The 12,762-nt window shown below is 72.8% G+C and carries 9 protein-coding genes; 4 read left to right on the top strand and 5 right to left on the bottom strand.

Translation table 11 applies throughout. The features are described from left to right. Positions 1 to 158: 158 nt before the first annotated feature. Entirely contained in the window at positions 159 to 995 is an 837-nt protein-coding gene (locus tag AB0F88_RS07725; protein ID WP_362678598.1) for a polysaccharide deacetylase family protein, read from the top strand. Here AB0F88_RS07725 and AB0F88_RS07720 read toward each other — a convergent pair. From AB0F88_RS07720 to AB0F88_RS07710, 3 genes are all read right to left on the bottom strand, one after another. Continuing rightward, on the bottom strand, positions 965 to 2,221 hold the full coding sequence (locus tag AB0F88_RS07720) for an acyltransferase (RefSeq protein WP_362678595.1): 1,257 nt from the start codon (positions 2,219 to 2,221) through the stop codon (positions 965 to 967). The two genes, AB0F88_RS07725 and AB0F88_RS07720, sit on opposite strands and share 31 nt — an antisense overlap. Positions 2,222 to 2,432: 211 nt before the next feature. Beyond that, the gene (gene guaA, locus AB0F88_RS07715) at positions 2,433 to 3,983 is read right to left on the bottom strand and encodes a glutamine-hydrolyzing GMP synthase (protein WP_362678592.1); all 1,551 of its coding nucleotides are present in this window, start codon (positions 3,981 to 3,983) and stop codon (positions 2,433 to 2,435) included. 49 nt (positions 3,984 to 4,032) lie between these two features. After that, entirely contained in the window at positions 4,033 to 4,917 is an 885-nt protein-coding gene (locus AB0F88_RS07710; RefSeq protein WP_362678589.1) for an SDR family NAD(P)-dependent oxidoreductase, read from the bottom strand. A 298-nt stretch (positions 4,918 to 5,215) separates the two neighbouring features. On the opposite strand from AB0F88_RS07710, the gene AB0F88_RS07705 reads away from it, so the two are divergent. After that, on the top strand, positions 5,216 to 5,962 hold the full coding sequence (locus AB0F88_RS07705) for an SDR family oxidoreductase (protein ID WP_362678585.1): 747 nt from the start codon (positions 5,216 to 5,218) through the stop codon (positions 5,960 to 5,962). Positions 5,963 to 6,207: 245 nt separating this feature from the next. Here the strand turns inward: AB0F88_RS07705 and AB0F88_RS07700 are convergent, their stop codons facing one another. Next, positions 6,208 to 7,743 carry a DUF885 family protein gene (locus AB0F88_RS07700; RefSeq protein WP_362678582.1) on the bottom strand — a complete coding sequence of 512 codons (1,536 nt, stop codon included), beginning with the start codon at positions 7,741 to 7,743 and terminating at the stop codon, positions 6,208 to 6,210. Positions 7,744 to 8,247: 504 nt separating this feature from the next. Here AB0F88_RS07700 and lanL point away from each other — a divergent pair. Next, positions 8,248 to 11,205: a class IV lanthionine synthetase LanL gene (gene lanL, locus AB0F88_RS07695; RefSeq protein WP_362678579.1), complete on the top strand. Its 2,958-nt coding sequence runs from the start codon at positions 8,248 to 8,250 to the stop codon at positions 11,203 to 11,205. Between the two features lie 215 nt (positions 11,206 to 11,420). Here the strand turns inward: lanL and AB0F88_RS07690 are convergent, their stop codons facing one another. Next, on the bottom strand, positions 11,421 to 12,260 hold the full coding sequence (locus AB0F88_RS07690) for an NAD(P)H-binding protein (protein ID WP_362678576.1): 840 nt from the start codon (positions 12,258 to 12,260) through the stop codon (positions 11,421 to 11,423). 84 nt (positions 12,261 to 12,344) lie between these two features. On the opposite strand from AB0F88_RS07690, the gene AB0F88_RS07685 reads away from it, so the two are divergent. Further along, a complete protein-coding gene (locus tag AB0F88_RS07685; RefSeq protein WP_362678573.1) occupies positions 12,345 to 12,752 on the top strand; it encodes a helix-turn-helix domain-containing protein in 408 nt (135 codons plus the stop codon). Positions 12,753 to 12,762 lie beyond the last annotated feature (10 nt).

Below are 12,762 nucleotides of genomic sequence, written 5' to 3'. Positions count from 1 at the left end.
GCAGCACGCGCGACACCGTGGCCCGATCACGGGAGAGCGGATCTCTCACAGCACATTGTGACACTTCAGTCCCGGAAGGCATCAGACACCTCGATAGGATGCCCACTCGACCGACGTCGATTTGACCCGGAGCTCCCCTCATGAAGTCTCCTGTCCGAATGTTGCTGGCCGCATCCTGCGCGCTGGCCATGATTGCCATCCCGACCACCGCGTGGAGTGCGGACCAGCCCAAAACGACGGCCACGACGGCGGGCAAGGCCAAGCCCGCTCCCAAGGCCACGCCCACGCCGAAGCCCGTGCCCGTGGACTGCGCGAAGGTGAAGTGCATCGCGCTCACCTTCGACGACGGCCCCGGCAAGTACGCGGACAAGCTGCTCGACACCTTCAAGAAGTACAAGTCCAAGGCGACGTTCTTCCTCGAGGGCCAGTACGTGAAGTCCCGCCCCGCGTTCGCCAAGCGGATGGTCACCGAGGGCCATGACATCGGTAACCACAGCTACAGCCACCCTCACCTGCGGGAACTGTCGGAAGACAAGATCCGCGAGGAGCTGACCAAGACCCAGGACATCGTCAAGAAGTCCACCGGGAAGTACCCGACGACGATTCGCCCGCCCTACGGCGAGTTCGACGGGCGGGTCGCGGCGATCGCCGCCGAGATGGGCATGCCGATCGTCCTGTGGAACGGCGGCTCGCGGGACTGGGCGACCAAGAACGAGAAGGCCATCTACGACGAGGTGCTCAAGAACGCCAAGCGTGACGGGGTCATCCTCATGCACGACTGGGTGCTGCAGACCGTCACGGTGATGCCGAAGCTGCTGGCCGCCCTGCAGAAGCAGGGATACCACGTGGTGGCGGTCTCCTCGCTGCGCGGCGCCAAGACCGCCAAGGCCGGGGACGTCTACCCGGTCGGCTCCGAGAAGGACGAGGACCTGTCCTCCGATTCGCCGACCGGCGACCCGGACACCTACGCCCAGTCCCCCGAGGACGGCCTCTGAGCCGCAGCCTCACGGGAGGAAGCGGCTGGGGAGGCGCCCGGCCCGCGGGCCAGCCGCCTGCCCAGCCGCTGCATGGGAAGCTCGACGTAGCGGTGGGTGAGCAGGCTCAGGCCGAGCACCACCAGCACGAACGCTGCCGACAGTGACAGCTGCACCACCTGCCCCGCGTCCCGTACGTCGCCGACGACGGCGTGCATGAGCCGCAGCAGCGGGTGGTGCAGCAGGTAGATCGAGTAGCTGACCAGGCCCAGCCAGACGAGGAACCGGGGCAGCCGGCGCTCGCGCAGGGCCATCGCGACCGCGAACGTCACCCCGGCCAGCGCCATGGTCGCGAACCACGGCCCCGGTCGCACCCACCACCAGCCCGCCTGCTCCGACCAGACCGGGGCCAGTGCCACCAGCACGGTCGCCGCCGCCACCGGCCAGAGCCCGCCCGTGCCCTGCTCCCAGCGGCGGATCGCGGTCCCGGCGAACATCACCGCGAGGATCGCCGCCCCCAGCCACGGCACGAAGCCCGAGAAGATCAGCAGCACCAGCGCCATCGCGCCGAGGACGTACGCGGCGGCCTTCCGGAACCGGCCGCCGATCAGGCACGCCAGGCCCGCGAAGAACACCACGCCGGACACGTACGCGGGCCAGGGCCCCTGCAGCAGCGGTCCCGTCAGCAGCAGCCCCGCCACGACCGCGACGGCGCCGAAGCCCACCGCGTAGGTCCCGCTCGCGCGGTGCGCCCCGCCGACGAACAGCGCGGTGACGACCAGGTAGAAGACCATCTCGTAGGAGAGCGTCCACATGGTGTCGGCCAGGCCGCCCAGGTGCACCACGTCCAGCAGCATCGTGGCGTGCGCGGACACCGACGACAGATCCCTGGGCACCTGCTCGCGGACGGGCATCCAGATCGCCATGACCAGGACGGCCGCCGCGACCAGCAGGTAGATCGGGTAGAGCCGGAACACGCGGCTGATCCAGAAGGCCCTGACGTCACCGCGCCTCTCCAGCGAGACCGGGATGATGTAGCCGCTGACCAGGAAGAACACCAGGACGCCGTACATCCCGAGGTTGAACCAGTACGGTCTCAGCGCGGGCATGAACCAGGGCAGCAGGTGCTCCAGCAACACGGCGACCGCGCCGATGCCGCGCAGCGCGTCGAGCCACGCCAGGCGGGCGCCGGAGGTCGGGGGGGAGTCTGCGCCGCCGGGGATGCCGATGGGGGTGGTGGAGGACACCCGCCCCAACTTACCGCCCGGCACCTCGCGAAACCGCGCTGTCGGCGCCAACCGGCCTGAGCGACCCGCCCCCGCGGATCACTTCTCGCGGATCGCTTCCGCGGTTCGGCCCTCGCGGCTCACCCCCGTGGCTCATCCTCGGGCGGCTCGCTCTCCGGTCGCGACCTCCCGCGGGATCCCGGGACGCCCCCGCCCCCGCCTCCCGGGGCGCCTACTCCCACTCGATGGTGCCCGGGGGCTTGCTGGTCACGTCGAGCACCACCCTGTTGACCTCGCGGACCTCGTTGGTGATGCGGGTGGAGATGCGGGCGAGCACGTCGTACGGGACGCGCGACCAGTCGGCGGTCATGGCGTCCTCGCTGGAGACCGGGCGCAGCACGACCGGGTGGCCGTAGGTGCGGCCGTCGCCCTGGACGCCCACCGAACGGACGTCGGCGAGCAGGACGACCGGGCACTGCCAGATCTCCCGGTCGAGACCGGCGCGGGAGAGCTCCTCGCGGGCGATGGCGTCGGCCTCGCGGAGGATCTCCAGGCGCTCGCGGCTGACCGCGCCGACGATGCGGATGCCCAGCCCGGGGCCGGGGAACGGCTGGCGCCAGACCATGGCGGCGGGCAGGCCCAGCTCCTCACCGGCCCGGCGCACCTCGTCCTTGAACAGCGCGCGGAGCGGCTCCACCAGCGAGAACTGGAGATCGTCGGGGAGGCCGCCGACGTTGTGGTGGGACTTGATGTTGGCGGTGCCGGTGCCGCCGCCCGACTCGACCACGTCCGGGTAAAGGGTGCCCTGGACGAGGAAGTCGACGGGGCCGTCGGCGATGATGGCGCGCTGCTCGTCCTCGAAGACCCTGATGAACTCACGGCCGATGATCTTGCGCTTCTCCTCGGGGTCGGTGACCCCGTCGAGCGCCTTCAGGAAGCGCTCCTGGGCGTCGACCACGCGGAGCTTGACGCCGGTGACGGCCACGAAGTCGCGCTCGACCTGCTCGGCCTCGCCCTTGCGCAGCAGCCCGTGGTCGACGAAGACGCAGGTCAGCCGGTCACCGATGGCCCGCTGGACCATGGCGGCGGCCACCGCGGAGTCGACTCCCCCGGACAGGCCGCAGATGGCGCGGCCCTCGGGGCCGATCTGGGCGCGGATCGCCTCGACCGCGTCCTCGACGATGTTGAGCATCGTCCAGGAGGGGCGGCAGCCCGCGGCGTCGAGGAAGTGCTTCAGTACGGCCTGGCCGTGCTCGGAGTGCAGGACCTCGGGGTGGAACTGGACGCCGTACAGGCCCCGATCGGGGTGCTCGAAGGCGGCGACGGGCGTCTCGGCGGTCGCGGCGGTGACGGTGAAGCCCTCGGGGGCGGCGGAGACGCTGTCGCCGTGGGACATCCAGACCGACTGCGTGGCGGGCAGCCCCGCGAAGAGCACGCCCTGCTGCCCGACGTCGAGGTGGGTGCCGCCGTACTCGGCGGTGCCGGTCCTGGCCACCTCCCCGCCGAGCTCCTGGGCCATGATCTGGAAGCCGTAGCAGATGCCGAAGGTCGGCACACCGGTCTGGAACAGGCCCGCGGGGGCGGCGGGGGCGCCCTCGGCGTACACCGACGAGGGGCCGCCGGACAGGATGATCGCCTTGGGCTTCTTGGCCATCATCTCCTCGACCGGCATCGTCGAGGGGACGATCTCGGAGTAGACGTGGCATTCACGCACCCTTCGCGCGATCAGCTGCGCGTACTGCGCGCCGAAGTCGACGACCAGGACCGTGTCGAACTCAGACACCAAGACCCCCAAAAGGAACAGAGCGGTGGCCCCAGTCTATCGGCGCCCGTCAGCGCGCCTGGTCGTAGCCGGGAAACGAGGGCAGCGCGCCCGAGATCAGGGCCTCGGTCTGCTCGCGCAGGGCGTCCGCGTGGCCGGGGTGGGTGAGGACCAGGAAACGCTCCTCGCGGATGGCGGCCACCGCGGCGAGCGCCACCTCGGCCGGGTCGATGCCCCCCTCCACCAGGCCGTCGATGATCGCGGAGGAGACCGCCTCGTCCTCGGTGCGCTCGGCGGCCACGTGGTTCTCCGGCCGGTGGCGGCTGGAGCGGTTGAGGCCGGTGCGCACCCCGCCGGGGCACAGCGCGCTCACCCGGAGCTTGGAACCGGCCGTCGCGAGGTCCTGGGCGAGGGACTGCGAGGCGGCGAGCGCGGCGTACTTCGAGACCGTGTAGGGGCCGAGGTAGGGGACGGCGAACAGTCCCGCGGCGGAGACGGTGTTGAGGATGTGGCCCTCGGTGTCCTGGTCGATCATGCGGGGCACGAAGGCCCGGATCCCGTGGAGCACGCCCCACAGGTTCACCCCGAGCATCCAGGCGAAGTCCTCCGGCTCCCGCGTCCACATCCGGCCGCCCTGGAAGACCCCCGCGTTGTTGCACAGGACGTGGACCGCGCCCAGCTCGCCGAACGTACGGTCGGCGAGGTGATCCACGGCCACCGGGTCGGAGACGTCGGTGATCTCGGTGAGCACCTTGCCCCCGAGGATCCTGCCCTCCGCCGCGCTTCCCCTCGCCGCGCTCCCCTCGACCAGCGAGGCGGTCTCCGCGAGGTCTCCCGGATCGACGTCGGCGAGCATGAGGGACATCCCCTCCGCGGCCAGTCCCAGCGCGAGTGCCCTCCCGATCCCGCTGCCCGCCCCCGTGACGACCGCGATCTTGCCCGACAGTTCACGCATGGCGCTTCCTCCAGCATCGTGGTTCACGCATCGTGTTACCTCCGGACCGGCGGTTCACACCTCGCGCCGCCTCCGGTTCGCGCCGTACCCGCCGCCCGCCCGGCCACAGAGCCATCCTGCCCGGCGACCGGTCGGCCGCGAAACCGCTCTGAAACCGCCCTGCCCGGCGACCGGTCGGCCGCGAAACCGCTCTGAAACCGCCCTGCCCGGCGACCGGTCGGCCGCGAAACCGCCGTACCTGGCGACCGATCGGGCTTGAGGCTAACGTGAGGCCCTCCACCAGTCGAGGAGGTAACCGATGACCGGCACCGGAGTCGTCGTCACCGGAGGGGCGTCGGGGATCGGCCGGGCCTGCGCGCTGGCGCTCGCCGAGGCCGGGCGCCCGGTGGCGGTCTGGGACCTGGACGAGGCGGGCGCCAAGGAGACCGCCTCGCTCGCCGCCGTGCACGGCGTCGCCGCGATCGCCGTCCCCGTCGACGTCACCGACTCCTCGGCCTTCCCCGCGGCGATCGCCACCGGCCGCGACGCCCTCACCTCGATCGGCGGCCTCGTGCACGCGGCCGGGATCGCGGCCCCCATGGCCCTCGGCGACCTGACCGAGGCCTCGTGGAACGCGGTGCTCAACGTCAACCTGCGCGCCCACGCCCTGCTGGTCAAGGCGCTGCTGGAGGACCTGCGCGGCCAGGAGGGTTCCGCGATCGTCGGCATCTCCTCGATCGAGGGCCTGGTCGGGCAGGCCTTCATCCCGGCCTACTGCTCGTCCAAGGCGGGCATGCTCGGCCTGACCCGCTCGATGGCCCACGAGCTGGCCCCGATCCGGGTCAACGCCGTCTGCCCCGGCTACGTCGACACCCCGCTGCTCACCGCCGCCACGGGCGGTGACGCGGGCTATCTGGAGTCCTTCTCCCGCAGGTCGCTCTTCGGCCGCCTGGGCCGGCCCGCCGAGATCGCGGCGGCCGTACGGTTCCTGCTGAGCGACGAGGCGTCCTTCATCACCGGCACCCACCTGGTCGTCGACGGCGGCGCCACGGCCGTCGACCGCTGAGCCCGTCCCGGACCGTGATCGCCGTACCGCCGTATCAACCGGAGATCTGGACAGGCTGTGCGGCCGGGTGCGCGCCGGCGGTCTCGCCGGCTCCCCTGTCGGCCACCTGGGCGACCAGGAGAGCGAAAAAGGCCAGCGTCGCCATCGCGGTCCGGACCGTGCGCGAGTGCCAAGACTGGCTGGCCCGGATCCTGAGCGAGACCCTGCTCGAACCGACCGGCCACGCTCGATGAGGTCGGATGGGGCTATCGGGCGTCGGGACGGGCCTGAAGGGCGTGGCCGAGCAGGCCGAGGGGCGGGGAACCGAGGCCGAGCATGGCGGTGTGGAAGCGGTTGAGGCCGAAGCCGGGGCCCCATTCGGCCCTGGCGCGGTCGCGGAGGTCGAGGATCTCCAGCTTGCCCCAGGTGTAGCGGCCGTAGGTGGGGTCGAAGGTGGCCCGCGCGGCCTCCGAGAGCGCGGCGGGGCCGGCGAGGTGGGTGTCGGCGGCGAAGCGGCGGGCGCCCTCCTCGACGGTCATCGCGCCGGAGTGCACGCCGATCGCGCAGGCCAGCCGGGTCACCCTGATGAGCGCCTCCAGCCACACGCCGATCTCGAAACGCGGGTCGTCGGGGGCGAAGCCCTCCTCGACGCAGAGCTCCTCCGCGTAGTGGGCCCAGCCCTCCGCGAAGGCCAGCGACATCAGCGTCCGCCGCACGTCGGAGCGGACGTGGCGCAGGGCGCGGCCGTGGGAGAAGTGCCCGGGGGCGACCTCGTGCACGTTGATCGCGGGAAGCGTGGTCTCGCTGAAGACCTCCAGCCACTCCTCGGCGTCGCGCTCGGGCCACGAGGGGTCGGGCGGGGTGACGTGGTACCAGGAGGGGCCGTCGGGCTCGCCGGGCGCCGACCAGCTCATCATGGCCATCGCCCACCGGCGCGACTCGGGCGCGATGCCGACCCGGCACTCCCCGTCGTGGTAGGGCACCAGGTCCTTCTCCCTGGTGAAGGCGATCGCCCTCTCGGTGCCGATCCTGGCCGCCTCGATCACGCCGTCGGGGCCGGGGTGCTGCCTGACGAGTTCGCGCGCGACCTCCAGCGGCGGCCGTCCGGCGAACCCCAGCGCGGCGCACGACTCCGCCAGCCGGGCCATCAGGCGGTCACGCTCTGCGTCGGCGCGCTCGGCGAGCCGTCCCAGGTCGACCGGGAGGCCGTCGCCCGCGCCCATCAGCCTGGCGAGCCCCCCGGCGCCGAGAGAGGCGTCCGGGTCGCCGGTGTGCGCGGCCTTCTCGACGTGCTCCACCAGCCGGGCGTGCGCCCTGAACGCGGCCTCGCGCACGCTCTCCTCGGCGTCCCCGGGCACCCCGGAGGCCAGGCCGCGCACCGCGCCGAGCAGGGCGGTCGCGACGGGGGCGCTGAGCAGGTCGAGCGAGGCGACCGCGTTGTCCACCGCCTCGGGCCAGCGGGCCAGGTGCGCGAGCTTGGCGGCGTGCCGCTCGGCCTCGGGGGCGTACTCGCGGTCGTAGGTGGCCAGGTCGAGGCTGCCCAGGTGCTCCAGCGGGCTGCGGCGGTGCAGCTCCAGCTCGCCGAGCTGCACCCGGGCGGCCTCCTCGAAGATCTGCAGGTGCGCCGCGTCGTACGGGTCGGCGGGCAGCGGTCCCCGGCCCAGCGCGGCCAGCCCGGCGCGCACCCCCTCGGGCGACAGGTCCTGGATCAGGCCGTCGTACTCGTGCCGCCCGGCCATTTCCCGGACGCCGGAGACGGCGAGGTCGCACACCGCGCGCAGGCGGCCGTCGAGTTCGGTCATGGACGCGACGCTATATCAGGAGGAGTCTCCCGAGCCCGGGAACGACACCCGCGCATCCGGGGGCGGGCCTCGCTCGATTCCCCCCGGACGTCCAGGTGAAGCACTCCACGGCGGACCGGAATCAATATATGGGAATATGAAATAAGCGCATTGAATACTCGGCGGATCCACGTGCCGGACGAGAAGTGCGTACTTTTACATGGCACACCCGTATCCACCGTGTTTTCGTATTGCCAGCGCCGGCAGGCGGAAAAGAATGCGGCGGCTCCGCCGATCTCACATATGCGCGATCACCACGACGCGGTCCCGGTGACGGGAGCGACGGCGGCGGCCGCGCCCCGGCGGGATCCACGCCATCGGCGCGGCTCCCGGGCGTGAACACCTCACGCGCTCCCCGCGTCCCTCCCACCCGTGTGACGCATTTCCCATGTGACGCGTTTCCCGTTCGACGTCGGACCGATTCCCGCATGACGTCGAACCGCGACAGCCGAAGGATGAGCTCCCGTGAAAAGCCCACCGGGCGACAGCGCCCTCCTGCGTGACATCGCGATCGCCGAGATCGGACGGGTCCCGGCCCGCGACTGGTCGGTCACCGAGGGGGAATTCTGGTGCCTGGTCGTTCCCGGCGGATACGCGATGCCCGCGCAGGGCTGGAAACTCCACGTCTCCGCGACGATGCTCTCCGCTCCGATCGTGCTTTCCCGGGTTGTGCGAGTGCTGGCCGCCGAGGGATGCGCCTTCAAGTTCCCCGCGCGGCTGGGCGACTACTGGGAGCTGCTCGCCCCCCACTGCGCCCGCGCCCAGGCGGGGAAGTTCGTCACCGCCTACCCTGCGGGCGGCGCCGAGGCGGCCCGGCTGGCGCCGCTGCTCGACGAGGCCACCCGGGGGCTTCCCGGCCCGGCGATCCTGTCGGACCGCCCCTACCGGCCCGGCGGGATCGTCCACTACCGCTACGGCGCCTTCGGCGGGCACCGGGTGCTCGGCAACGACGGTTTCTACGAGGTCCGGCTCCGCACGCCGGAGGGGACGACGATCCATGACGAGCGGCTGCCGCGGTTCTCGCCGCCCTCCTTCGCCGTCTCACCCTTCACCACGTCCAGCGCCCCCGAGAGGCCGGAACGGCGCGCCGTGATGCTGAACGGCCGTTTCGTGGTCCGCGAGGCGGTGCGACACGCCAACAGGGGCGGCGTGTACATCGCGGAGGACACCGAGAGCGGCGCCGAAGTCGTGATCAAGGAGGGCCGGCCGCACGCCTCGTCCGATCTCGGGGGCCGGGACGCGCGCGACCGGCTGGCGACGGAGAGGTCCCGGATGGAGGCCCTGGCGTCCAGCGGGGTCGTCCCGGCCGTGGTCGACTTCTTCGAACAGGGCGGGCACGCGTTCCTCGTCGAGGAACGCGTGCCGGGGACGACGCTGCGGCGCTGGTCCGAGGGGAACGCCGGGCCCCTCGGGCACGACGGCTTCGGGAACGGCGCCGCCGAGGTCCGGCCGATCCTGCGGCGCCTCGTCGACGCGCTGCGGGCCGTCCACGACCTCGGCCACGTCTTCCGTGACCTCTCGCCGGACAACGTGATGCTCCTGCCCGGCGGTGACCTCCGGCTCGTCGACCTGGAGTACGCGACGGTGCCTGGCGACATCGTCATGATCGGTGGAACCCCCGGCTACCTCGCTCCGGAACTGGTGCCGCACACCGGTGAGCTCCGGCCGGCGCCGGGAGAGACGGCCGACCTGTTCGGCCTCGGCGGGCTGGCGTACTTCCTCGCGACCGGCGCCGGGCTGGAACTCCCCGAGGACGGCACGACGGGCCCGGCCCGCGGCCGGCGCCTCCTCGACCACGTCGCCGCGGTGTCCGCGGCCAACCCCACCCTCGCCCTCCTCCGCCCGCTGGTGGAGGGACTGGTCACCGAGCCGGAGGAGCGCTGGTCGCTGAACCGCTGCGCGAGGTATCTGGACGCGCTCGCCCCGGCGGCCTCCTCCACCGGCCTCCCCGGCTCCCTCGCCGCGGCTCCCGCCGCCGACCTCGCGACGGCGCGGGAGACGGGGAAGACCGGCCCCGTCCTCGCGGGCGCGAGGGCGGGCGGGGCGCGACGGGCGGACCTCCTGGTGGCGGACGGGCTGGCGCGGCTGGTGGAGACCATGGACCCCCGGCGGGACAGCCCGTCGCCGTGGCCCAACGCGGTCGCCGGGGCCGGCGGGGCCGAGGCGGACCCGTGCTCGGTGAACGGGGGCGTACCGGGCATCCTGGCCGTCCTGACGCTCGCCTCCCGCGCGGCCGTCACCGACAACGCCATCACGGACAACGCCGTCACGGACAACGCCGTCACAGACAACGCCGTCACAGACAACGCCGTCACAGACGACACGGCCGGCGCAAGAGGCGCGGCGGTCGCCGCGGCCGGGTGGCTCCGCCGCCGTCTCTCCGACGAGGACGTCTGGCCCCCCGGCCTGTACTTCGGGCGCGCAGGAGCCGTCTGGGCCCTTCACGACGCGGCGGAGGCCGCGGGCGACGACAAAATGCGGGAGTTCGCGCTGCGGGCGGCGGCCCGGCTCCCGGTGGACCACCCGAGTCCCGACGTGACGCACGGGCTGGCCGGGTCCGGCATGACGGTGCTGCGCCTCGCCCTGCGCTCGGGCGACCCCGTGCTCCGCAGGCGGGCCGTGGAGACGTTCGAGAACCTGCACGGCGCGCGGTCCTACCGGACGGGGCACCCGCGGTGGCCGACGCCGGAGTCGTTCGACTCCGGTCTCGCGGGCGCCGACCATCTCGGCTTCGCGCACGGGATCGCCGGGGTCGGCACGGCGCTGCTCTACGCCGCCGTCACCCTCGGCCGCCCGGAGTGGATGGCGACCGTGCGCGAGGTCGCCCGCGCCCTGTACGAGCACGCCGACGTCGACGGCGACACCGCCTGGTGGCCGGCCCTCGCGGGGGATCCGCGGACGGTCCTGCCGCGCCGGCCGCACTGGTGCAGCGGCTCGTCGGGGGTCGGCTCCTTCCTCGTCCGGTACTGGCGCGCCACCGGCGACCCGGACGCCCTGCGGCTCGCCGGTCAGGCGGCGGTCGCGGTGCACAGGACCCGCTGGCAGTCGGGGGCGGTGCCGTGCCACGGCCTGCCCGGCGACGGCGAGTTCCTCCTCGACATGGCCGGGTTCACGGGCGACGACCGGTACCTGCGCTGGGCCGGGGACCTGGCCGGGTGCCTGGAGGCCAGAGCCGTGACCCGCTCCGGCAGGCTGCTCGTGCCGGACCCCTTCTCGAAGGTCGTCCCGACGTTCCTCGGCGGCACGGCCGGGATCGTCGCCTTCCTCGTCCGGCTGCGCCACCGGCACGCGCGCCCGTGGATGCTCGACGACGTCGTGGGGGACGCCTGGCGTCCTCCCGTCCCAGGCTCGCCGCCCGCTCCGGGGCGGCGGAAGGAGAAGCGGTCCGCGCCCGGCGCGGCCACGAGATCGGCGAGGAGGTGAAATCGATGTCGTTCGACGTTCAGGACCTTCAGGGTCTTCAGGAGCGCGAGCCGACCGCCGTCGAGGCGGGCCGCGTCACGAACTGCCGTATCCACATGTTCTGCACCGACAACTGATCACACGGGCCCCCTGCCCTCTCCGCGGCCGGGCAGGGGGCCCCTCGGCCGGCGCGGCCGGCGCGGCCGCCGAGCGCTCTGCCCCTTGTTCACCCCTGTTCACCCCTGTTCGCGAAGTCCTGCGGCGATGACCTCCAGGGCGGACCGGGGAGCCCTGCCGAGCAGAGCCCGCAGGTCGCCGCCCGTCGCGTCCATGAACCCGTTCGCGATCGAGGAGTAGGTGCTCACCAGCATCGGGACCTGGAAGGACGCCAGGCCGAGGGAGGTGAACGCCTCGCGGGCCCCGGCGAGGGTGCCGGGCTCGTACGAGACGGTGCCTCCCGTGGCCCCGGTGAGGGCCGCGGCCAGCTCCGCGCCGCCGACCGCCTCCTCCCCGACCAGCTCGTAGGTCCGGCCCGCGTGCGCGGAGGCGTCGGTCACCACCAGGGCGGCCACGTCGGCCAGGTCCTCGCGGGCCACCGCGGCCAGCCGTCCCGCTCCCAGCGGCGCGGTGATCCTGCCGTCCACGGCGGGCGCGAGCGTCGCCAGCAGCTCGGCGTAGAGGCCGTTGCGCAGGACCGTCCAGTTCGCGGCCCCCTCGCGGAGCCTGTGCTCGGTCCAGCGGTGGGCGAGCGCGTAGGCCAGGTGGTCCCCGGCGGCGCTGAGGCCGGTGTAGACGATGTGCGAGACCCCGGCCTTCTCCGCCGCCTCGATCGCCGCGCCGTGCCTGGCGATCACCACGTCGTCCTCGCCGTAGCCCGCGGAGATCAGCAGCAGCGTGTCCACCCCGGCGAGGCCCTCCGCCAGCGAGGCGGGGTCGTCGAAGTCGACCAGGCGGGCCGGTGTACCGGCGGGGACCGCCTCCGGGGTGCGGCTGCCGATCACCACGTCGTCCCGCCCGGCCAGCCGAACGGCGACGAGCCGCCCCAGTGCGCCCGTCGCCCCCGTCATGAGAATCATGGAATCTCCCCCGTGTGAGTGGTTCTCTTCGGTAACCGGGTCCATCATCGACAGTCAGGACACGTGGCATAAGGAGGCACTTCGATGTCAGTGGGGCACACCGCGGTAACCACGGAGCCGGTCGTCTCCTGCGGAGGCGAGGACTGCGGCATCCGTGAGGTCCTCGACCGGATCGGCGACAAGTGGTCGGTGCTGGTGGTCGTGGAACTGGCCCAGGGGGTGCGCCGGTTCCGCGAGCTCCAGCGGGCCTTGCCCGGCATCTCGCAGCGGATGCTCACCCTGACCGTGCGCCGCCTGGAGCGCGACGGCCTGATCTCCAGGACCGTCCACCCCGTCGTCCCGCCGCAGGTCGACTACGAGCTGACCCCGTCCGGGCACAGCCTCACCCACCTGTTGCGGACCCTCGTCGACTGGTCGGCCGAGCACCGCGACGGCATCGCCGAGTCGCGCCGCCGCTGGGACGCCGCCCACCCGGACTCCGGGATCCGCTGAGGCCCGGTGG

The sequence above is a fragment of the Streptosporangium sp. NPDC023963 genome (assembly GCF_040639135.1).
Lineage (GTDB): Bacteria > Actinomycetota > Actinomycetes > Streptosporangiales > Streptosporangiaceae > Streptosporangium.
This window is presented reverse-complemented; position numbering and strand designations above follow the sequence as displayed.

Excerpts from the sequence above, each read along its gene's own strand:
- AB0F88_RS07725 (WP_362678598.1), top strand. The coding sequence starts at position 159 with ATGTTGCTGGCCGCATCCTGCGCGCTGGCCATGATTGCCATCCCGACC.
- AB0F88_RS07710 (WP_362678589.1), bottom strand. The coding sequence starts at position 4,917 with ATGCGTGAACTGTCGGGCAAGATCGCGGTCGTCACGGGGGCGGGCAGC.
- AB0F88_RS07705 (WP_362678585.1), top strand. The coding sequence starts at position 5,216 with ATGACCGGCACCGGAGTCGTCGTCACCGGAGGGGCGTCGGGGATCGGC.
- AB0F88_RS07700 (WP_362678582.1), bottom strand. The coding sequence starts at position 7,743 with ATGACCGAACTCGACGGCCGCCTGCGCGCGGTGTGCGACCTCGCCGTC.
- AB0F88_RS07690 (WP_362678576.1), bottom strand. The coding sequence starts at position 12,260 with ATGATTCTCATGACGGGGGCGACGGGCGCACTGGGGCGGCTCGTCGCC.
- AB0F88_RS07685 (WP_362678573.1), top strand. The coding sequence starts at position 12,345 with ATGTCAGTGGGGCACACCGCGGTAACCACGGAGCCGGTCGTCTCCTGC.